Source organism: Streptomyces sp. NBC_00249 (genome assembly GCF_026342355.1).
Lineage (GTDB): Bacteria > Actinomycetota > Actinomycetes > Streptomycetales > Streptomycetaceae > Streptomyces.
Window position 1 is genome coordinate 905,058 of sequence record NZ_JAPEMV010000003.1, and the last position, 19,945, is coordinate 925,002.

The 19,945-nt window shown below is 69.4% G+C and carries 16 protein-coding genes and 3 pseudogenes; 9 read left to right on the forward strand and 10 right to left on the reverse strand.

All coding sequences use genetic code 11. The annotated features are described in order from the left end of the window. Window positions 1–566: 566 nt before the first annotated feature. From OOK31_RS18140 to OOK31_RS18155, 4 genes are all read right to left on the reverse strand, one after another. Window positions 567–878, reverse strand: coding sequence for a hypothetical protein (locus tag OOK31_RS18140; protein WP_267088266.1), 312 nt, complete (start codon window positions 876–878; stop codon window positions 567–569). After that, entirely contained in the window at window positions 875–1,219 is a 345-nt protein-coding gene (locus OOK31_RS18145) for a hypothetical protein (protein ID WP_267088267.1), read from the reverse strand. Before OOK31_RS18145 ends, OOK31_RS18140 begins: the two co-directional genes overlap by 4 nt. Before the next feature lie 1,238 nt (window positions 1,220–2,457). Further along, window positions 2,458–2,784, reverse strand: coding sequence for a nuclear transport factor 2 family protein (locus OOK31_RS18150; RefSeq protein WP_267088268.1), 327 nt, complete (start codon window positions 2,782–2,784; stop codon window positions 2,458–2,460). A 31-nt stretch (window positions 2,785–2,815) separates the two neighbouring features. Next, window positions 2,816–4,000, reverse strand: a complete 1,185-nt coding sequence (locus OOK31_RS18155; protein ID WP_267088269.1) for a M20 family metallopeptidase — start codon at window positions 3,998–4,000, stop codon at window positions 2,816–2,818. A gap of 149 nt (window positions 4,001–4,149) precedes the next feature. Here OOK31_RS18155 and OOK31_RS18160 point away from each other — a divergent pair, with 149 nt between their 5' ends. The 3 genes from OOK31_RS18160 (at window position 4,150) to OOK31_RS18170 (ending at window position 7,981) form a co-directional block, all read left to right on the forward strand. After that, window positions 4,150–5,196: an Lrp/AsnC family transcriptional regulator gene (locus OOK31_RS18160; RefSeq protein ID WP_267088270.1), complete on the forward strand. Its 1,047-nt coding sequence runs from the start codon at window positions 4,150–4,152 to the stop codon at window positions 5,194–5,196. A 421-nt stretch (window positions 5,197–5,617) separates the two neighbouring features. Continuing rightward, complete coding sequence (locus OOK31_RS18165) at window positions 5,618–7,273, forward strand: ISL3 family transposase (protein ID WP_267088271.1); 1,656 nt, start codon at window positions 5,618–5,620, stop codon at window positions 7,271–7,273. A gap of 354 nt (window positions 7,274–7,627) precedes the next feature. Then, window positions 7,628–7,981, forward strand: a complete 354-nt coding sequence (locus tag OOK31_RS18170) for a hypothetical protein (RefSeq protein ID WP_267088272.1) — start codon at window positions 7,628–7,630, stop codon at window positions 7,979–7,981. Between the two features lie 6 nt (window positions 7,982–7,987). Here OOK31_RS18170 and OOK31_RS18175 read toward each other — a convergent pair whose 3' ends face one another. Continuing rightward, entirely contained in the window at window positions 7,988–8,728 is a 741-nt protein-coding gene (locus OOK31_RS18175; protein ID WP_267088273.1) for an IS5 family transposase, read from the reverse strand. A 529-nt stretch (window positions 8,729–9,257) separates the two neighbouring features. Between OOK31_RS18175 and OOK31_RS18180 the strand changes: the two genes are divergently transcribed. Continuing rightward, complete coding sequence (locus tag OOK31_RS18180) at window positions 9,258–10,268, forward strand: hypothetical protein (RefSeq protein ID WP_267088274.1); 1,011 nt, start codon at window positions 9,258–9,260, stop codon at window positions 10,266–10,268. Window positions 10,269–10,463: 195 nt separating this feature from the next. Here the strand turns inward: OOK31_RS18180 and OOK31_RS18185 are convergent. Beyond that, window positions 10,464–11,897: pseudogene (locus OOK31_RS18185) on the reverse strand (NF041680 family putative transposase). Between the two features lie 255 nt (window positions 11,898–12,152). Between OOK31_RS18185 and OOK31_RS18190 the strand changes: the two are divergent. Further along, on the forward strand, window positions 12,153–13,481 hold the full coding sequence (locus OOK31_RS18190) for a hypothetical protein (RefSeq protein ID WP_323188224.1): 1,329 nt from the start codon (window positions 12,153–12,155) through the stop codon (window positions 13,479–13,481). Between the two features lie 336 nt (window positions 13,482–13,817). Here OOK31_RS18190 and OOK31_RS18200 read toward each other — a convergent pair whose 3' ends face one another. Beyond that, window positions 13,818–14,033 carry a DUF6207 family protein gene (locus OOK31_RS18200; RefSeq protein ID WP_267088275.1) on the reverse strand — a complete coding sequence of 72 codons (216 nt, stop codon included), beginning with the start codon at window positions 14,031–14,033 and terminating at the stop codon, window positions 13,818–13,820. A 294-nt stretch (window positions 14,034–14,327) separates the two neighbouring features. On the opposite strand from OOK31_RS18200, the gene OOK31_RS18205 reads away from it, so the two are divergent. Beyond that, a complete protein-coding gene (locus tag OOK31_RS18205) occupies window positions 14,328–14,543 on the forward strand; it encodes a hypothetical protein (protein ID WP_267088276.1) in 216 nt (71 codons plus the stop codon). Window positions 14,544–14,605: 62 nt separating this feature from the next. Here the strand turns inward: OOK31_RS18205 and OOK31_RS18210 are convergent, their stop codons facing one another. Continuing rightward, window positions 14,606–14,755: a hypothetical protein gene (locus OOK31_RS18210; protein WP_267088321.1), complete on the reverse strand. Its 150-nt coding sequence runs from the start codon at window positions 14,753–14,755 to the stop codon at window positions 14,606–14,608. On the opposite strand from OOK31_RS18210, the pseudogene OOK31_RS18215 reads away from it, so the two are divergent. Continuing rightward, window positions 14,755–15,559 (forward strand): annotated as a pseudogene (locus OOK31_RS18215) (chloride channel protein); the annotation flags it as partial. The gene OOK31_RS18210 and the pseudogene OOK31_RS18215 overlap by 1 nt on opposite strands. Before the next feature lie 207 nt (window positions 15,560–15,766). On the opposite strand, the gene OOK31_RS18220 reads toward OOK31_RS18215, so the two are convergent. Then, window positions 15,767–17,131: a glutamate decarboxylase gene (locus tag OOK31_RS18220; protein WP_267088319.1), complete on the reverse strand. Its 1,365-nt coding sequence runs from the start codon at window positions 17,129–17,131 to the stop codon at window positions 15,767–15,769. Between the two features lie 126 nt (window positions 17,132–17,257). On the opposite strand from OOK31_RS18220, the gene OOK31_RS18225 reads away from it, so the two are divergent. Continuing rightward, complete coding sequence (locus tag OOK31_RS18225; RefSeq protein ID WP_267088277.1) at window positions 17,258–18,001, forward strand: potassium channel family protein; 744 nt, start codon at window positions 17,258–17,260, stop codon at window positions 17,999–18,001. Between the two features lie 61 nt (window positions 18,002–18,062). Here the strand turns inward: OOK31_RS18225 and OOK31_RS18230 are convergent, their stop codons facing one another. Further along, window positions 18,063–18,836, reverse strand: a complete 774-nt coding sequence (locus tag OOK31_RS18230) for a terpene synthase family protein (protein ID WP_267088278.1) — start codon at window positions 18,834–18,836, stop codon at window positions 18,063–18,065. 388 nt (window positions 18,837–19,224) lie between these two features. On the opposite strand from OOK31_RS18230, the pseudogene OOK31_RS18235 reads away from it, so the two are divergent. Next, window positions 19,225–19,945: pseudogene (locus tag OOK31_RS18235) on the forward strand (hypothetical protein); the annotation flags it as partial.

Below are 19,945 nucleotides of genomic sequence, written 5' to 3' on the forward strand. Positions count from 1 at the left end.
AGAGGCTGGGCGCATGTCCGCCAAGCCCGTCACCCACCGGTGAGTGAGGGGTTCTGTAGTCACCACTACATCTCCCTGTCGCAGGTCAGGGCCGGGAGTTGGTGGGCAAGCCGAACCGGGCGGGCGGTGGACACTCCGCCGAGGCCGCTTTTGAAGCCGATGGTGGTCCCGCTTGCCGGCCCCGGACGCGCGGGATGGCTCCGGGAGCCGGTCTGTTGGTCTGGTACTGGGTACACAAGGGAGGGCCCACGCTCGTCCTCACCGGCGGCACCATCGTCCCCTCCCTCATCACCGTCGTGGACGGGGCAGGGAACGTCCTGGCCCAGTACGAGGCGCGCCCTGCCCCGAAGCGGATCGAGCCGGCTGCTTCCCGAGGACCGGAACGAACTCGGCTGCGCCACCCCCGACTGCCGGCCCGTCGGCCTGACCAGGTAGGCCCTGCCGGACCGGGACCGGGACCGAACCGCCCCGTACCAGCTCCGGGCGCGGCCGCCGTCACCACGCCCAGGCGCCCTGAGGCTGGGCCGATTGCGGCAGCCGCCGGGGTGTGACTGCGACCTCGGGTGTTACTGCCAGAAGATGCGTTCGATGACGATCTGGGGGTCGGCGGTGCGACGGGTGAAGGTGTAGCGGAGCCAGCCGTGGCCGTGGTCGAAGTACAGGATGTGCGCGCCGCGGGGGTCGGTGGAGCGGGCGGGTTCGATGCTGACCTTCGCCGTGTCGAGGTGGTCGTCACGGTAGGGGTGGTGGGAGGCCTTCAGCTCGGTGACGGCGTCGATGATCAGGTCTCGCACGCGGGCGGGCAGAGCATCGCGGTACTCGGCGGCCAGCTTGGTCCAGTCCGTGGCCCAGGGCGGGCCGGTGAACTCTGCGCTCACTCGCCGGGCCCGAGCGAAGCCGCCTGGTGGTGGATCCGGGAGGCTTCTTCCAGGAGATCCTTGGCCTTGTCGGGATCGGCGGACTCGGCGGCCCGCTGCTCAAGATCACGCACGTGGTGGTCGAGCTCGGGGTCCCGGGCCAGGGCGTACTCGCCCCACCAGCGTGCCAGAAAGGCGGGGGCCGCGCCGATGTCGTAGGTGTCGGCGATCTTCGCCCGCCAGTTGGCCTCGAAGTCGGCCAGCAGCTGCGGGGCGTGCGCGGCGATCGCGGCACGCAACGCGGGAATGCTGCGCTCGGGCATCGCCGGAACGCCTTGGGAGGGCCCGGGGGCGGTGGTCATGGTCGCATCCTCTTCCGTCGTCGCCCTCCACGATAGTGCGCGGCCCTGTGCGGTGCCGGGCGATTCGTGCTGCGGCCGGTGAGTGTGGTTCCCGACAGCCCGCGAGCGGAGGTCAGCGCGGACCGGGTGCTGGACCGGGGTGGCATCTTCCGACCCCCGTTCCGGTTTCAGCGGTGCGCCTGAACGTCACCGTCGAGGAGGTTCCCCGGTTCGGCCGGGGTCCGGCTGCGGTGGCCGGCTGACCGGTGCATCCTGTTGCCGGTCTCCTCGTTGGCCGGGCACGAAGATCCTTGCTTCCGCCACGCTCGCTGTCGCGGCCCTGCTTCTGGCCGCCGTTCCCGCCTCAGCCGACGGCCCCGCCGGCAAGGGTGCCATCGGGCAAGGCAGCTCATCGCTCGGCTTCGGCGGCTCCGACAGCTCCGGGGACAGTGATGGCCACGCGTCCTCGAACGCCACCTTGTAAAGACGGGCGACCCGGGGGCCCTCTCCGGCCTGGTCAACAACCTGAGCAACCCGCAGCCGAACTGAACAAGGCCTGAGCTGGCCGACGGCATCGACCGCCGTCCCGCGGGCCGCCCAAAGGGCGGCGCGTGCGCAATCTGGATGCCGGGGATGGCATGCCCTGAGCCACGAGAATGGAGGTCGCGGAACGGGGAGGCGGAGCGTGGCGATCCGGCTTGCGCGGTCGGTGAAGGTCTCGTCTTGCGGCTGTTTCGGTTGGACTCCGCCACCGCGTGGCTGGTCAGCGAGGTGCCCGGCCTTCTGACCGCTGTTGACGGGGTCACCGCCCGGCCCGTCGCGCAGATCCGGGTCCCGGAAGCGGCCGCGGGTGCTGGGATGTCGTACACGGCGGCGCGGCTCCCGTGCTCGTGGCGCGGCGCATCGCGGCGGCCAACGTGCTGGACGATTCGCAGCCGGTGCAGTGGCGGGGCGCAGCCGCACACGAGTGGCACGCCGCCTGAGCACGGCGCCCCCCCCGGCCTTGCGCTGGCGGGTACTCAGGTCCGGGCCTTCATGGTTTCGACCCGTCTCCTGCCGCTCTGGCCCTGAGGCCGTGCGGGCAGGGCTTGGCCGCAGGCAGGGCATGCCGGTGCGAGACCGGACTCGCTGGTATCACGGGTGGGGCTGGTGACGTTTTGGCTGCTCAGGTGAGGTCTGTGGGTGGGACGGCGGGTCAGTTGCGGGTGCGGTAGCCGTCGGGGCGCTGTGCGGTGGCTGCCGGTACGGGCCTCTGCTGTTCAGCTGAGGAAGTCGACGCGGTCGATGAGACCTTCGCGCACTCGGTAGGCCACCAGGACGCGGACCGGTTCGTCGGTCAGGCCGTGGGCGATTTCGTGGTCGACCACCCAGTCTCCTTCGCCGAGCCGCCCCACGATCTCCGCCCTGCAGCGGCCTTCGGCGAACTGGCCGGCGTACTTGTCACGCAGAGCTTGCCGGCCCCGCAGTTGGCTGCCGTCGGCCCGGTGGACCGTGATGTCCTCGGCATAGGTGGCGACGAAGGCGTCGATGTCGTGGCTGTTGTAGGCGGCGAGCTGCTGCTCGACCACCTCGCGCGGTTCGGTCATGTGATTGGTCCTTCTTTCCTTGGCTACGGGGTCAGGCTGCGAGACGGCGGGTGGCGAGTTCGGCGTAGAGCGCGGCTCCGTCGGGGAGCACCGCGTCGTCGAACTCCGCGTAGGGCGAGTGATTGAGCGGCAGGTTGTCGGGGTCGGTCCCCTTCGGGGCGGCGCCGAGCCACGCGAACGATCCTGGAACGGCGTCGAGTACTCGGGAGAAGTCCTCCGCCCCGGTCATCGGGTTCGCCATCGTCCGGTAGCGCTCCTCGCCGAAGACCTCGCGGACGGTGTCGGCCAGGAAGTCGGTCTCGGCCCCGTTGGTCACGGTCACCGGGTACCCGGGAAGGTACTCGACCTCCGCCCGCAGGCCGTGGGCGGCTGCGACGGAGTTGACCAGCTCCGCCACGGTGTCGGCGACCTTGGCCCGTGCCTCGGCGGAGAAGGTGCGCACGGTCGCCTCGAAGTAGGCGGTCTCCGGAATGATGTTGCGCTGGGTGCCGGCCCGGAGGAGTCCGACGGTGATCACCACCGGGTCGAACACGTCGAAGCGGCGGGTCACCATGGTCTGTAGGGCGGTGACCATCTCGCAGGCCGCCGGTACGGGGTCCTTGGCCCGGTGAGGTACCGAGCCGTGGCCGCCCGCGCCGTGCACGGTGACGTTCAGCGCATCGGAGGCGGCGAGGATCGGCCCGCGCCGGGAGCTGAACTCCCCGTGCGGCATGGTCGACGCCACGTGCAGGGCGTACGCGGCGACCGGACGTCTGCCTGCCGCGTCCAGCACGCCCTCGGCGAGCATGGCTCCGGCGCCGTCCCAGCCTTCCTCACCGGGCTGGAACATGAAGACCACGTCGCCGTGGAGCTGCTCCCGCCGTGCGGCCAGCAGGTGTGCGGCACCCGCGAGCATGGCGGTGTGCAGATCGTGTCCGCAGGCGTGCATGGCGTCGTTGTCGGCGGCGAACGGCACCGGGGCCTTCTCCGTGATCGGCAGCCCGTCCATGTCGGCGCGCAACAGCACCACCGGCCCCGGCCGCCCGCCGCGCAGCACCGCGGTGACCGAACTCAGCGCGGAGCCCTGGCTCACCTCCAGCGGCAGTCCGTCCAGGGCCTTCAGCACCCGCTCCTGGGTGCGCGGGAGGGTGAGGCCCAGCTCGGGAAACCGGTGAAGGTCGTGGCGGAGCCGGACCAGGTCCGGGGCCAGCCCGAGAGCATCGTCGTACAGGGACACAGGTACCTCCATCGCACCCGCGTGTGGCGGGAACTTGTGCAGAGCGATCTTGTTCCCTGATTCTTGATCTCGAGGCGGGAGTTTCCCGCGATTTCGCAGGATCAAGCCACCAGAGGCCCTTCCATGAACGAATCCACCGGAAGTCACCGGTGACCGGCACCGATGTGACCGTGGACGAACTGGACCTCGCCCTGGTGAACGCGATGCAACTGCGGCCCCGGGCACCTTGGTCGCTGCTCGGCCAGACCCTCGGGATCAGCCCGGTCACCGCTGCCCGCCGCTGGCGCCGCCTCTCGGAGGCCGGGATCGCCTGGGTGACCGCCTACGGTCTGCCGCACCCCGAGGACCGCGGGTGCGTCGCCTACCTCGACCTCGACTGCGCCCCTGACCGGCTCCGGCAGATCGCCAACGAGCTGGCCGAGGACCCGCACGTGATGACCATCGAACATCACTCCCAGGGCTGCGACCTCGTCGTCACCGCGGCCTTCACCGACCTGGCAATGGTCTCCCGGTACACCGCTGAACGCCTCGGCCGGCTCCCCGGGGTCAACGCCGTCCGCGTCCACCTGGCGACCTGCTCCTACGCTGAAGGGATCCGCTGGCGGCTGGACTCGCTGGACCCCGCCCAGCGCGTGGAGCTACACGACGATCACCCGGCGGGCAACGGGACGACGTCCGTAATGCGCACCGAAGTGCGCGCCGAGGACCGCGAGTTGCTCATCAGGCTGGGCGTCGACGGCCGCCTCGACCAAGCCGAGCTGGCCGCCGCCACCGGGCTCAGCCCGTCCACGCTGCGCCGCCGCCTCGACCGACTGGCCGCCTCCGACGCGATCCGCTTCCGCTGCGAGATCGCCGCCCGCGACGCCGGCCGGCCGGTCCTGGCGACCTTCCGGGCCGACCTCCCACCGGACCGGCTCGACGAGGTCGGCCACCAACTCGCCCGACTCCCCGAGATCCGGTTGTGCGTGTCCGTCACCGGCACGCACAACCTCATCCTCTCCGTCTGGCAGCGCTCCCTCGACGACGTTCAACGCCTGGAAACCACTCTCGCCCGCAAGTTCCCCGACCTGCGCGTGGCCGAGCGCCGCGTGTCGCTGCGCACCGTGAAGCGGATGGGCCGGATCCTCGACGAGGACGGACGCGCGGTCCGCGCCGTTCCGATGGACATCTGGCGAGACCCGACCCCGCTCTCCTGACACCCGTTCAGACCGGTCGGCGTCGGCGTATCCGTCCATCACTTGCAGGGACGGACGATATCGGGCGGGCTCACGGACCGACGCGCCGCTGAGTAGGCGGCCCTGAGGGTCCCGCAGCCCACGGTTCGGAGCGCCAGGCGGGGCAGCGGGTTCAGCTCGACTGCGCCGCGGGAGACGCAGAGTGTCCCAGCACCCCTCGCAGCCCCCGCCGAATCCTGTAGCAACGCCTGCGTCCGGTCCCTATGTCGCCGAATGGCCGCCGAGGACGAGAGCCCAAGTCAGCCCGACATAACTGCGATGCTCAAAGGTCAGACCAGTGCCTGTAAGTGGCTGTTGTGAGCGTTCACGTTTTTCGGCTCTGTCGGGGATCTTGTGATGTCACAGGGTTGAGCTGGGCAGTCTCCAGGTGTGCGGTTCAGGGGTGTTGGGGCGGTTGTTGCCGCATCTGTCCGGAGTTGTCATCGAGTCGATCAAGCAAACGGGTGGAGTCATCACCCTGCGCGCGGGGTGCCAGACTTTGCCGGTGAGATGCCCGGGGTGCGGGATGCCGTCGTGGCGCGTGCACGGCCGGTACGTCCGCAGGCCCGGCGACGCGCCGGTCGCCGGCAGGCCAGTGGTGATCGAACTGGTCGTGCGGCGCTTCAAGTGCCTGAACGATCGGTGTCCAGGCGTCACGTTCGCCGAACAGGTCGCAGGGTTGACCAGACCGCACGCCCGACAGACCACGCTCCTGCGGTCGATGCTCTCGTCGATCGCCTTGACCCTGGCAGGCCGACCCGGCGCCCGCCTGGCCGCACTGCTCGGGATCCGCATTGCCAAGGACGCCCTGCTGGATCTGCTCCGCTCGGTGCCGCAGCAGCCGGTCGGCGCGGTCAGGTTTCTGGGAGTGGACGACTTTGCTCTGCGCAAGGGCGACTCCTACGCGACCATCCTGGTCGACCTGGAAGCCCGGCGCCCCGTCGACGTCCTGCCCGGCCGGGACGCCGGACCGCTGGCCGCATGGCTTCGCCAACACCCTGAAGTCGAGGCCATCTGCCGGGACCGGGCCGGCGCCTATGCCGAGGGAGCCCGAACCGGCGCCCCGCAGGCGGTGCAAGTCGCCGACGCCTGGCATCTGTGGCGGAACATCGCTGAGGCCCTGGAGAGAACGGTCGGCTCTCACCACGGATGCATCCGGGACGCGTTCGCGGAGACCGTGGTCGCGGCGGAGAAGACCGTCGAAACCCCGGTCACGACGGAGTTGCCCGTGGCGGTGGCCGTGCCGTTCATTCCACCCGACGGCACGCTTGACGTGCTGGGTCGGCCCCGGCGCCTGGTGGCCCGCACGGCCGAGCGTTACGCGTCGGTCCAGGCCTTGCTGGCCGAGGGGAAAACGCTGGCGGCGATCGGCCGGGCACTGAGGCTGGATCACTCCACCGTCCGCCGCTTCGCCCGCGCCGGCAGCCTCGACGAACTTCTGGCCAAAGCCACCGGACGCCTATCCGTACTGGACGAGCACAAGGAGTACCTTCACGCCCGCTGGCTGGACGGATGTCACGACATTCGCCAGCTTCACCGGGAACTGGGCGAGCGCGGATTCACCGGAAGTATCCAGTGCGTCCGACGCTACTTCCGGTCTTACAAGCCGCCCCGCCAACCAGACCGGAAGCAGCAGCGGGTGCCCCGGCCTCAACCGAGGCCGACCCCGAAACCCCGACGCGTCGTCCGTTGGATCATGACGAACCCGCAGTATCTCGCCCCCGCGGATGCTACGGAACTGAAGGAGATCCGCACTATCTGTCCTCATCTCGACGCCGCGGCACGTCACGTCCACGACTTCGCCGAGATGCTCCACCACCTCCGGGGAGACCAGCTTCCCGACTGGATCGACCGAGTGCTTGCCGACGACCTTCCAGCCCTGCACTCCCTGGTCAGCGGCATGCGACGCGACTTCGACGCCGTCACCGCGGGACTGTCCACACCATGGAGCTCGGGCCAGGTCGAAGGCCACGTCACCCGCGTCAAGCTCCTCAAACGCATGGGCTACGGCCGAGCCAACCTCGACCTCCTACGCCAACGCGTACTCCTCAGCCCTTGACCCTGTGACATCACAAGATCCCCGACAGAGCCGAATAGCGAGAACGTTCACAGCTGTTGCCTCTCCGGACTTGAGGACCGCGTTCTCACTGTCAGGCATAGGGTCGCCGGTCTCGTGGGAGTGGTGACGTGCCTCGTTGTCACTCAGGTGGAGGTCGGGGATGCCGTCGGTCGTTGGGCTTCTGGAAGAGCACGAGCTCACTGCACGCCGTCGCGTGGACGTACTGCGGGAGGAGGCCGACCGTATCCACGCCGAGCTCGCCGTGGCCGAGCAGGAGTGGAGCGAGTGGGTCATCACCCGGTCGCGCGTCGGCGAGGTACTGGCCCGGGGCGACGACAACGCCGCCCGGCCCCGATGCCCTGCGACGACCTGCGGGATCCCGGTGAACAGCAGGCCCGGCCCAAGCCTGCGGAGTCGGCGAAGGCGAAATCGGTGGTGCCGATGTGGCGTGCGGGGCTGGGCTGGTCGGCACTGCCGGTGGACTATCAGCGCATCCTGCGGGTCCTGGCCGACCGCGATCGGCTCGGTCAAGGTCCGCTTTCATGCCAGGAGATGGCCGCCTGCTTCGGCCTGGAGGTGGTGCCAGCGAAGGTGGAGGCGTTGCGGTCGAAGGCGAAGCGGCTGGTGGCCCGGGACTGGCTGGCCGAGCCCGCGCCGGGGCGGTTCACTCTCGTGAAGGACGTGGCCGGGCCAGGCGGCGGGTCATGAGAAGGGTCATCGCCAGTAGATCATCGCCTCGGCAGTGCTGGTGCGGCGTTCGAAGTCCCGCACCAGGCGGCGAGTGCGCATCAGGTGGGCGAAGAATCGTTCGACGATCCACCGCTTGGGTAGCACCGCGAACCCCTTCTGGTCGTCGCTGCGTTTGATGATGGCCAGGACCAACGCCAGGGCGGTGAGGCAGAAAGTGATGAGTCCGCCGGTGTAGCCGCCGTCAGCCCAGATGAGCTCCAGCAGGTGGTGCGCGTCGGTCACTTGGGCGAGCAGCACCTCGGCGGCGGCGCGGTCACCGACATCCGCGGCGGTGACCACCACCCCGAGCAGCAGGCCGAGCGTGTCGACCACGACGTGCCGCTTGCGCCCGTTGATCAGTTTGCCACCGTCGAAGCCGCGACTGTCGGCGCCGACGACGGCGTCCGCCTTGACCGACTGCGAGTCGATCACGCCCGCGCTGGGCTCGGCGTCCCGGCCCGCCCAGGTGCGGACCTTGACGCGCAGCCGGTCGTGGAACTGCTTGACCAGACCCAGGTCGCGCCAGCGGCGGAAGAACGCGTATACACGGTCCCACGGCGGAAAGTCCGCGGGCATCGCCCGCCACTTGATTCCGTTGTCGACCAGGTAGCGGACCGCGTCCAACATCGCCCGGTGGCAGTACGCCTCCGGCTGCCCGCCCCTGCCCTCCAACCACCCCGGCGTGGGCAGCGCGATGCGGACCTGGGTCCACTCGGCATCGGTCATGTCCGACGGATACCGTCGAACGCGCACACCATGGTCGACCGTATTCCCGTATAGGTGAGCGAGGCAATCATACGACCACACGCGGCAGTTGGACGTAACAGGCACGAGACAACAGGGCCTCTCTGCTGCTCGGTAGGACTTCGACAATCCCCGAACTGTGCAGGAGGCCCTGCCTCTATGCGCCCACTGCCCGTAATCACCCGATCGAGACTCCCGTCCGATCGGCAAGCGCCCTGATCGTTACGACAACGGTCGGCGCACCGCACCGTAATCATCCGGCCGGGCTGACACTCACGATCCGGCTTCCCCCGCGCGGGGGAAGCCGGATGATCCGTGGGATGGATGTGATCGGCGCGGGTGACGCGGAATCTTGGAGCGTCGGCAATCCGGATATACGGGGGTCACGGTGGTTGTTCCTGCGAACTCAAAGGTAGGTGGCGTTCCTAAGCCGCCAACCGCAAGCCCGGGGCGGATGTTGTGGTGGCGGCGGTGGCCTGTGTGGGCGCCCCTGGTCGCTGCAGTGTGGGGCGTGTTGTACGCCGCTGTCGAGGTCACCTGGGCGGTGACGGGCACCACCGTGCAATGGAAGGAGGACTCCGCGTACGCGCCGCGGGTCCAGTTCTTCCTGGCAGCCCTCGCGCTCCTGGCCGGCGGCGCCTGCCTGGCCAGCACCCGAACTCTCGCCAAGCTCGACCGGGTTGCGGTAGCGACAGCGCTGATCGTGGCGCTCCCGGTGTTCGTCGTGGGAACGAACGGGCTGCCGATCTATTTCGTGACAATTGCGACGCTCTCGGGGATCGAGAGCGCCACCGGGCTGGCCCAGGTGCTGCTGAACACGGCCGGTGCCGCCCTCCTGCTCCTCGCCGGTTTGTCGTACCGCCGACGGCTACGCGGAGACTGTCCGCGATGCGGGCGGCCGCACGCCGGCGCAGCCGACGGCCCGCTTGCCCACCCAGCCGCCTCCCGAGCCCCGAGGCGGACCCGCATCGCGGTGTACCTGCTCATGGGCGGACTCCTGCCGTGGGCGGGAACCAAGACCATCTGGACGCTGGGCGGCAACGCGCTCAGCGTCGCGGGCGATGACTGGCAGAGGGCGACGAGCGTCGGCGCGTCGGGGCCGTCGAAGGCAACCGCGTCGGCGGGGATCGACGTGACCGTGCTGGCCGCGATGCTCGGGATCTTCCTGCTGCTGGGGCTGTTGTACGCGTGGGGGCAGGTGTTCCCCCGCTGGACGCTGTTCTTGTCCGGACGACGCGTCCCGCGCCTGCTGCCCTTGATCCCGGCCTGGCTGACCGGTATCCCACTGACGATGTACGGGGCCGCCCTCCTCATCATGGCCCCGCTCATGGCTTCCGGTGTGCTGCCCAAGATCAAGCCGGACCCGCCGTTCACCACCAGCTCGGGGATCACCTGGTTTGCCGAGTTCGGCGGCCTGGCATTCGCCGGTCTGGGCATCGGCCTCGTTGTAGCCGCACGCTCCTACGCCGCCCGCACCCGCCCCATCTGTTCCAGCGCCACGGCAACGGAGAGGCCCAAGTAGCCGGGTACCGGAATGTCAGCTTCCCGCTGGCCATCAATGAGCAGCCGCGGCGGTTCCCGGTCAAAGCGCGCAGGATCGCCCGTCAGGGCGACTGGGCTTTCGCACGCCCGGCACCGACCGCGATCACCCGAGCAAGACTCCCGTTCGGTCGACAAGCCCCGCGATCGGTACGACAACGGCTACTTAGCTTGATCTTTAACCTCGTTGTTGTTTCAAGCGGACGTGTTCGGTGAGGGTTTCGGCACGTTTCACGGTCTTCCCGGGTTCGTAGTGTGGGGCTGGCCTGCGGTTTTTGGAGCCGGGTGGGCGTCCGGGGCCGGGCCGGGTGGGCGATCGTCAGGTGGAGGTGGCGGAGCCCCCGGCGGACCCGGGCGGGCGTGAGCCGGCGGGGCTCGGCGGGCCGTTCCCAGGGGCGGCGGAGGTCCTCGGCGAGTGGTCGGGCGAGGCGGAGCTGGGTGTGGGCGGCGATGATCAGCCAGGTCCACAGGTCCGCAGGTCGGCGGTGTGGGGGTCGCGGACCTTGGGGACGGTCCAGCCGGGGGTCTGTTTGAACAGTCGGAAGGTGTGTTCAAGATCGAAGCGCCGTAGGAACGCCTGCCACCGCAGGTCGACGTCCGCGCTGGTCGTCCCGGTCCTGGAGGACCACAGCCAGACCGGTTTCGGGTCGCGGTCGCCGGGCAGGTGCTCGATCTTCAGTCGGATCAATGTGCCGTGAATCAGGGGGAGTTCACCGCAATGGTCGAGCCAGGGGCCGCGGGCCTGCAGGCGGGGGTGCATGCTGTCCCAGGCGAGGGCTTCGGCCGTGCCGTAGCGGGTGGTGTTGCAGGTGGTGGCCTGGTCAGGGGTGTGCCAGGACTCCGGCTTCGCGAAGGTGAGGACACCGCCGTGCTTGCGGGGCTGCCCGCCGCGTGGAGTGGAGCGGCGGATGCCGACGTCGCGGAGCATGACCCGGTCTGAGCGCAGGCGGCCGACCAGCTCGACGGGGAGATCGGCCAGGACGTAGGCGAGGCGGGTGACGTCGTAGCCGGAGTCCACGACGATGAGGATGTCCGGATCTCCCGGCCGCCAGTGCCCTGCGCGTACGAGTCGGCCGACGACCTCGCGGAGCTGGCCGGCGGTGACCGCGGTGGCGTCGTCAGCCGGGCCCAGGCGGACAGCGTCCAGCACTGCGGTCCACGAGGTCCGTCCGGTCTCCAAGGCTGCGACGAAGGAGTAGGGCCAGCCTGGGATCATCTGGTCGGCACTGCGGCCTCGCCCGTGTACATGGCAAAACAGCAGGTCCGGGCTGGTCGGGGCGTCGGGCCGCAGCCAGTTGCTCACGTCGACCGCGAGGACGGTCCGCCCGTCGGCCGCCCTCGGCAACGGCATCGAGGCCACCAGCCGGCGCAACCGGGCAGGCTCCAGCCAGCCGTGATTGACCGCGTCGTACATCGCTCCATGTCCGCGCCGGTGCTCGGCCGTCAGCGTGAGCTCGACCAGCGACCTGACCGGCCCGTCCGTGCACAGCACCGCGTCGGTGAGCTCGAAGAGCGCATCCACACGGGCGTACGGGCACTCGTAGAACTCAACACGAAAGCGGGACAGGACACCCAACGCCTCGACGGCGGGGACATCGGCGGGGAAACTCATCCTCAGCGGCGGTTCCTCGACACTTCGTTACTCGACATCTCGAAGCGTGGAGGGCGGCCGCGTCACCTGCCCCCGGAAGCGGTAGATCTCAGCAGGTCGGATGACGGGCGAGGTTAAAGATCAAGCTGAGGCCTGCAGCCGCCGCGCCAGTTGGGTCATGCGAGCTCCGCCCTTGACTGTGGCTTCCCGAGCCAGGTCTTCGACGCCTTCGCAGCCTCGGGCCTGGTGCCGTGCCCACAAGAGGTTGGCCAGGACATGTGGCTGCCCGGCAGCGGCGGCCTTCTCGGCACGCTTGTACTGGCCCTGTCCGGTGTCGCACTGGCCGCACCGGGGGACCTGGATCCCAGCTTCGACACCGATGGCAAGGTGACCACCGACTTCGGCGGCGACGACGCGGCCCACGCGGTGGCGTTGCAGACAGACGGGAAGATCACCGTCGTCGGCGCGAAAGGCATCGACGGAGCCAGCGACTTCGCGCTGGCCCGCTACAACACCAATGGCAGTCTGGACACGTCCTTCGGCACCGACGGCATGGTCACCACCGACTTCGGCGCCAACGACGGTGCTGTGAAGACGGCGGTGCAGGCCGACGGCAGGATCGTCGCCGTCGGCGTCAATTTCTCCGGCGTGGGCGGCGGCGACGTCGTGCTGGCCCGATACAACACCGGCGGCAGTCTGGACACGTCCTTCGACACCGACGGCAAGGTCACCACCGACTTCGGCGGTGGCTTCGAACAGGCATGGGCAGTGGCTCTGCAGACCGACGGCAGGCTCGTCACCATGGGCGACACCATCCCCAGCGGCCCTGGTGGCCGTGACTGGGGCCTGGTCCGATACAACACCGACGGCAGCCTGGACACCAACTTCAACGGCGACGGCAAGGTGACCACCGACTTCACCGGCACCGACGACCAGGCTTTCGGGGTGGCGGTGCAGGCCGACGGCAAGATCGTCGCTGCCGGAAGCACCAACACGTCGTCCGGCAAAGACATCGCGCTGGCCCGCTACGCGGGCGGTGGTGGTGCCCCTCCCAGCGCGGACGTGTCGGTCACCAAGGCCGGGCCAGGCACCGCCAGCCTGGGCGATCAGGCCTCCTACGCCGTGACGGTGACCAACAACAGCGCCACCGTGCCTGCCACCGGCGTAACGCTGGACGACACCCTCACAGGGCCTGGTCAACTGGCATCCGCCACGTCCAGCCAGGGCACCTGCACCACCACCGCCACCAGCGCCGACTGTGCCCTGGGCACCCTTGCCCCCGGCGCCAGCGCCACCGTGACCGTGACCGTCGAGCCCACCGCCACCGGCACCCTCACTGACATCGCCGCGGTCAGTGCCACGGAGCCCGACCTCACGCCAGCCAACAACACCGCCACAGCTACCACGACCGTGAACAACGCCCACGGCTGCACGATCGCCGGCACCCTCAACGCCGACAGCCTCGTCGGCACGAACGGCAACGACATCCTCAACGGTGGCGACGGCAACGACACCCTGACCGGCGGCAACGGCACCGACACACTGGACGGCGGCAACGGCACCGACACATGCGCTAGCGGCGAAGCTGTAACCAGTTGCCCCTAACACGGGAGCCGCCTGAGTCCTCCGCTTGCCGTTCGGATGCCCGTCCAATGACGCCCATCCGAACGGCAAGCGGCATCACCACCCATCTGGCGCGGTGACCAGCAGCATTGACTATCATCCCGACGCCTGTGGATTGAGTCGTTCCAGCGCTCGCTGCGGAGCGAGTATGCGAGCGCCCTGTCCCTGGCAGCTGGAATGCCAGGGACAGGGCGCTTTTTACGGCGGGCGAGCGCGGGAAGTCCGTGCCGCATCAGGTTCTTGATCACATAGCCGGGTGTAGTCGTCCCGACATCCACCGTAGCCTCCCGTGTGAGGGGGCCTGCCCAGGAATTCCGGCTACTGACATTCCCGGCCTGGGCGCAGGACGTCGGCGTAGACGCGGGCCCGCACTCCGGGCTCGCCGGGATCCCGGCGCACCGGGCCGATGCCCGAGGCCGCCCAGCGCTCTTCCAGCGTGGCCATGACGGCCTGGACTGTGTCTTCGTCCGCGCTGGCGATGTCCAGTACCACCAGGCCGGGCTCCGCGATGTGCTGCTCGTCGATCGGCTTCATGACCGCTGCGACGGCTGTGGAAGCGAGGCGGTTCGCCGGCGGCTTCGGCTCCACTCGCACGAGGGAGTGGAACCCGGCTCTGGCCGCGGGCATCGTCCGGCAGGACGCTCTCGTGCTGTCGGGGTGCGGCCCCCGTCGCGGCCTCGGTGGCCAGGGCCGCACCCCGTACTGCTGACCGTACCTCGCGGCCGGAGACGTCGGTGCGGCTGTCCGCGAGCTGCTGCCCTCGGCGTGCGTCACCCGTTCGCGCGCGGCCGGGTGCCGGTGGGGAGGGACGGGGGAGAGGGTGGGTGCATGTCCGCCAAGCTGATCGTCTATCCGCCCGACGAGCGGGGCTGGCGCCGGGTGCGCTACGACGGCGCCGCCATCGGGGTTGCGCACCGCCCGTCCGACATCAGGGTCTTCCTCGCGGCCGCCGGGCTGGAGAACGCCGAGGACGTAGACCTCACCGACCCCGACTTCGTGGAATGGCGCGGCGTCGGCCCCGAGGCGTGGGACCCCTCCCCCTGAAGCACCCTCCACACCGGCGGAAATGCTCCTCCGTGCCGAGCCGCAGTGACGCCAGGGCGTGGCTAGACGCGGGGCAGCCAGCCATCGGCGAAGTCGGCGCGCTCCCGTGCGCGCTGCGCCTTCTCCTCGAGGAGCCGGCGGAAGCCGGCCAGGGCGAGCGCTCCCCAGTGGCCGCTCTGGGCCCGGGGATGCCGGCCACGGTGGCCATGCACTGTTGGGGCTGATGGAGGTGTCGGGGATCGGCGGGCCGATGCTCGGGGTCCTGCTGGTGCCGGGCTTGCTTGCCGCCGGTATCGGGACGCTCGTCTTCGTCGGCCTGGACAACTGGACCGGTCTGGGCACGATTTCCCTCGCGATTCCGGACGTGTCGCAGGCCACTTCGCCCACCGTGACCGAGTTCGGCTGGGCGCTGGTCATCGGCGTCGCGGCGGCCTTCGTGGGCACGGGCATCCGACGGCTGTCTCTGCTGTTGCAGGCGCGGGTCGAGCGGCGGCACGTGGTCCCCGCCACGGTACTGATGGGCCTGGTGGTCGCCGGGCTCGCAATCGCCTACGCCGCAGGCTCGGGGAAGGGCCGCGACCGAGGTGCTGTACTCGGGGCAGTCCGCTTTGGGACCGCTGCTCGCCGACAGCGCCGGCTACACCGTCGCCACCCTGCTGCTGCTCCTGGCCTGCAAGGGGCTGGCCTACTGCGCCTCGCTGAGCGCGTTCAGAGGGGGCCCGATCTTCCCGGCGATGTTTCTGGGGGCGGCGGGCGGGATCGCTCTTTCGCACCTTCCGGGGCTGCAGTTGACCTTCGCGTTCGCGATGGGCATCGGCGCCATGTCGGTTGCCATGCTCAGGCTGCCGTTGACGTCGGTGCTGCTGGCCACCCTGTTGCTGGGGGCACAGGGCCTGACCGTGATGCCGCTGGTGATCGTCGCGGTCGTGGTCGCCTATGTCGTGACGCTCCGGCTCAGCCCGGCTCCGGCCGGCGGGCCCGAGGCCGGCGCACCGAAGGAGCCCGCGCCGGCATGACGAACCATCGGGCGGGCGCCCCATCCATCGGTGGGCCCGTCCCGGGGATACCGGAAGCGTCACCGCCCACTACTGCCGTGTCACTGCCGCTGTTGCCCGCAGACGCACTGACCGGCTGTCGCCCGTGAGAGCCGGCACCGGCCCGCTGTCCCTCCCGGGCGAGCGGGCGTCGGCGGCCCGCGTGGACCTCTGCTGGCGGACGGTGCGTCAGTAGCCGGTGCCGCGCTTGACCTGGGCCCGCTCGATCACGTGGGCCGCGCCCTTGTCGTCAAGCGTGCGGCATGCGTCGGCGATGTCCTGGGTCAGGCGGTCGATCTGCTCGCGGCTCAGGGTCTCCTTGACCAGGGCGCGCAGGATCTTCACGTTCTCCGCGTTGGGCGGGAGGGTGTAGGCGGGCACCATCCAGCCCCGCTCGGCCGAGAGCTGCCAGGCGATGTCGGACTCGTCGTAGGCGTGTTTGCCGGCGAGGCGGAAAGCGACCAGCGGCAGCTGCTCGAGGTCGGCCCCGATCACTTCGAAGCGGCCGCTGCTTTGCAGGTTGTCCGCCAGTGCGCGGGCGTTCTCCTGCATGATTTTCATGATGTAGGTGTAGCCCTGGCGGCCGAGCCGTACGAAGTTGTAGTACTGCGCGAGCACCATCGACGCACCGGTGGAGAAGTTCAGTGTGAACGTCGCGTCGGTCTTGCCCAGGTAGTTCTCGTAGAAGACGAGGTCCTTGGCGAGGTCGGCTTCCTCGCGGAAGACCAGCCATCCGATGCCGGGGTAGACCAGTCCGTATTTGTGTCCCGAGACGTTGATCGAACGGACTTGTTCGAGCCGGAAGTCCCATTTCGAGTCCGGATAGAGGAAGGGCCACACGAATGCACCGCTGGCGCCGTCGACATGGATCGGAATGTCGAGGTCCCGCTTCTTGCGGACGTCCCGCAGGAGCTTGTCGATGCCGACGACATCGTCCATGTGGCCGGTGAACGTGGTGCCGAGGACGGCGACGACGCCGATCGTGTTCTCGTCGAGGTGGGGCTCCACGTCTTCTGGGCCGATCGTGTACTTGTCCTCGGCGAGCGGCACGATCCGCGGCTCGACGTCGAAGTAGCGGCAGAACTTCTCCCACACGACGTGGACGTCGCCCCCGAAGATCAGGTTGGGCCGGTCGGTCGACAGGCCGGCTGCCTGGCGGCGCTCGCGCCACTTCCACTTCAACGACAGCGCGCCGAGCATGATCGCCTCGGACGAACCCTGGGTCCGGCATCCGGTCGTCCGGCCCGGTGCGTGGAAGAGGTCGGCGAGCATGCGCACGCACCGCTGCTCGATCTCGGCGGAGATCGGGTATTCCGCGTGGTCGATGAAATTGCGGTGGAGGTTCTCGGCGATCAGCCGTTGGGCCTCCGGCTCCATCCACGTGGTGACGAACGTGGCGAGGTTGCGCTGCGGGTCGCCCTCCATGGCGAGATCCACATCCACGAGCCGCATCGCATCGGTGGCGGCCATGCCCTCCTCGGGGAAGGTCTCCGAGGGAGCGGGCACCGTCAGAAAGCGGTTACCGAAAAGAGCTGAATCATCGCGCCTGGTCATGCCTCGATTGAACAGCTCGCGGTCCGGCACAGGCGCGGGACACACCGGTCTCCGACGGTCGCCGCCGCCCGTCGGCGGCGCGGAACAGGGCGCGCCGTAGCCGCCGAGATGTCGTGGGAGTTGTGAGTGCTGATCACTGCGGGCGTGATGACCAGGAGCCAGGCAGGATCCTGCGCCCTCGTGGCCTCTTCGGCGCGGTCCGCCATCCCGGTGAACCGCATGGTGCGCCTGCCGTACGCCGCCCAGGGCAGTGGGAGGCTGGTCCACGAGCCGGCGCGGCAGCGCAAGTGCGGGTGCATCGGGGGGCCGTGGACAAGGGAGCGAGTAGCAGCCGCCGCGAGTCACGGCGCGCCGTCCTGCGGGTCCCTGCTGGCCACGGGAGTCCTGCTCGCCGCCTACTATCTGCTGCCGCTCGATTCGGCGTTCACCACGGAAACGGTCCTCGGGCTCGTCGGCGGCATCGTCGCGGTGACGCTGCTCCTGTCGTGGCAGATCCGGAAGATCTCACGGTCGCAGCGGCCCAAGCTACGGGCCATGGAAGCCGTGGGGACGTCCCTGCCGCTCTACCTGCTCCTGTTCGCCACGACCTACTACCTGATCGAGCACAGCGCCCCCGACAGCTTCAGCGAGCCGCTGTCCCGGTCCGACGCGCTGTACTTCACCATGACCGTGTTCAGCACGGTCGGCTTCGGCGACATCAGCCCACGCAGCGAACCGGCCCGGTTGCTGGTCACGGGGCAGATGACGGCGAACCTGCTGTTGATCGGCGTCGCCGCCCGGTTCCTGATGTCAGCGGTCGAGCAGGCCAGAACGCGCCAGCGGAGCCCATCGGCCGACGACCGGAACGAGGGGACACCGGACGCCCTGTGACGGCCGGCGCATCTCCCCTCAGCTCCCTGCCGTGGCCGTGGCCGTGACGCGGCGGGCCGCCTCAGGCCCTCGTGGTGCGGCCCGCCCGGTGCGGCGGACCGCGACGACACCTTGCCGGTTGCTGCCTACAGCGAGGCCACCTCGTGGGTCTGCGGCGTTCGAGGATGCGGCTGACCGTGTGTGCGTGTCCGGCGACCAGGCCGGCGACTTGGGCCACTGCTTCCTGCATAGAGCATGTTTGCGCCCGCATGGTGAGCGAGACCGCGTTGTAGGGGTAGCCGAGAGTGCTTTCACGCTTGGCGGAGAACACGTCATTGACCAGGGCAATGTGCAACGATCCTGCCCGCCGGAGCGTGCTCATCGCCTCGCAGGTGCGCACGCTCTCGGGGAGGAAGAGCGGCAATCGCAGTTCGTCGAGGTCCCACAGCCAGGGCATGCCGACCGAGTACATCCGCCACCCGAGGTACTCGGGGAGTTCCGGTATCCGGCCCGCTGCCTTGAGCTCTGCCTCCAGGGCGTAAGACCGCAAGAACGCCTCGAAGTCGGCGACGAAGACACGCTGCCAGCTCGCCGGCCGCCCCGCCCGCGTCTCCTTCCACAGTCCGTGCAGGGCACCGGCGACCGGGGACGGCCGGGCTGGAGCGCCGTGCAGGATCGCGCACAGTTCCTCGATGCACTGGGAACGAGAACCCGGCTGCCCGTCCGGGTCGTCTTCGTCGAGCTGGTCATCGATCCGGAACGTCAAGGCGAGCCACTTCAGGCCCAGTGACAGCATGCCGGGTTCGGCTCGCGGCCATACGTACGCGCCCGATAGATCGGCCCCGGTGTTGAGCATGCGGGTACGGGCCTTGGCTGTTGCCGCCAGTCCGTGTGAGTCGATCCACTCCTACATGATCCTGGAGGCTTCCTCCATGTGAGGGTTGCATTCCAGACGGAATGGGGCATAGAAGTCTGGAATGCGGAGAGTTGTCACTATCTGTTCCTGTTTTCTATTTATGAGCCGAGGCTGGGCTTGTCGAGATGCGGTCCCCCAGCGGTACGAAGATCACCACCATATGGCGGACGCGCGCAGCCCCTTGGCCCTCAAGTACTCACAGAGTGAGATTGCGACACGGTTTCTGACGACCGGGCTCACCGTCCGGGCCCGGAACCCACTTCCAGGCGACAGGACGACACGAAGCTCACCCGGCACCCAGGCATGACAGCGCCTGGACTGGCGTCAGGTGTACCGGACGGCCCCCGGCCGGCGTTCCCTCCTTGCGGGCCTGGCCCCGGCCGAACTCCTCACGATGACCGCCGGCCACGGCTTGACCATCGCCACCCTCGACCAAGGCCGCCTCGACGCCTGGCTCGCGGCCAACCCAGGAACCCGCTACGAAGTCCGCGACTTCGTCGTCTGGGCCCACCCCCGCCACCACGCCCGCGACCTGCTCGTGCCGCACCGCCCGAAGGCCGACCCGGTCGGCCTGGACGAGGACTCCCACTGGGACCTCCTCCACCAGTGCCTCACCGACACCCGCCTCGACCTCGACGTCCGGGCCGTCGGCGCGATCCTCCTGCTGTTCGGCCAACACCTCACCCGGATCGCAGCACTGCCCACCACTGCCATGACCACCCACGACGGGACGACGGTCCTCACCCTGGGCCGGACCCCAATCCCGCCGCCCACCACCCTGGCCGACATCCTCACCACCCTTGCCGACCACCCCGCTCCCCAAGGCTGGGCCGCGAACATCAGCGCAGGCTGGCTGTTCCCCGGCCACCTGCCCGGCGCCTACATCTCCGCCGCCGCCCTCAGCCGACGCCTGGCCGCCCATCACATCCCCAACCGACCCGCCCGGACCACCGCCCTGGTGGCCCTCGCGTGCGACCTCCCGCCCGCGGTCCTCGGCCCGATGCTCGGCCTCCACCCGATCACGGCCGTCCAGTGGCGCCGTCGCGCCA

Bases quoted from the DNA above. Each gene is read 5' to 3' on its own strand.
- OOK31_RS18145 (WP_267088267.1), bottom strand. From the start codon at position 1,219: ATGACCACCGCCCCCGGGCCCTCCCAAGGCGTTCCGGCGATGCCCGAG.
- OOK31_RS18150 (WP_267088268.1), bottom strand. From the start codon at position 2,784: ATGACCGAACCGCGCGAGGTGGTCGAGCAGCAGCTCGCCGCCTACAAC.
- OOK31_RS18170 (WP_267088272.1), top strand. From the start codon at position 7,628: ATGCCCTGCGACGACCTGCGGGATCCCGGTGAACAGCAGGCCCGGCCC.
- OOK31_RS18175 (WP_267088273.1), bottom strand. From the start codon at position 8,728: ATGACCGATGCCGAGTGGACCCAGGTCCGCATCGCGCTGCCCACGCCG.
- OOK31_RS18190 (WP_323188224.1), top strand. From the start codon at position 12,153: ATGTGGCTGCCCGGCAGCGGCGGCCTTCTCGGCACGCTTGTACTGGCC.
- OOK31_RS18200 (WP_267088275.1), bottom strand. From the start codon at position 14,033: ATGAAGCCGATCGACGAGCAGCACATCGCGGAGCCCGGCCTGGTGGTA.
- OOK31_RS18205 (WP_267088276.1), top strand. From the start codon at position 14,328: ATGTCCGCCAAGCTGATCGTCTATCCGCCCGACGAGCGGGGCTGGCGC.
- OOK31_RS18220 (WP_267088319.1), bottom strand. From the start codon at position 17,131: ATGACCAGGCGCGATGATTCAGCTCTTTTCGGTAACCGCTTTCTGACG.
- OOK31_RS18230 (WP_267088278.1), bottom strand. From the start codon at position 18,836: ATGCTCAACACCGGGGCCGATCTATCGGGCGCGTACGTATGGCCGCGA.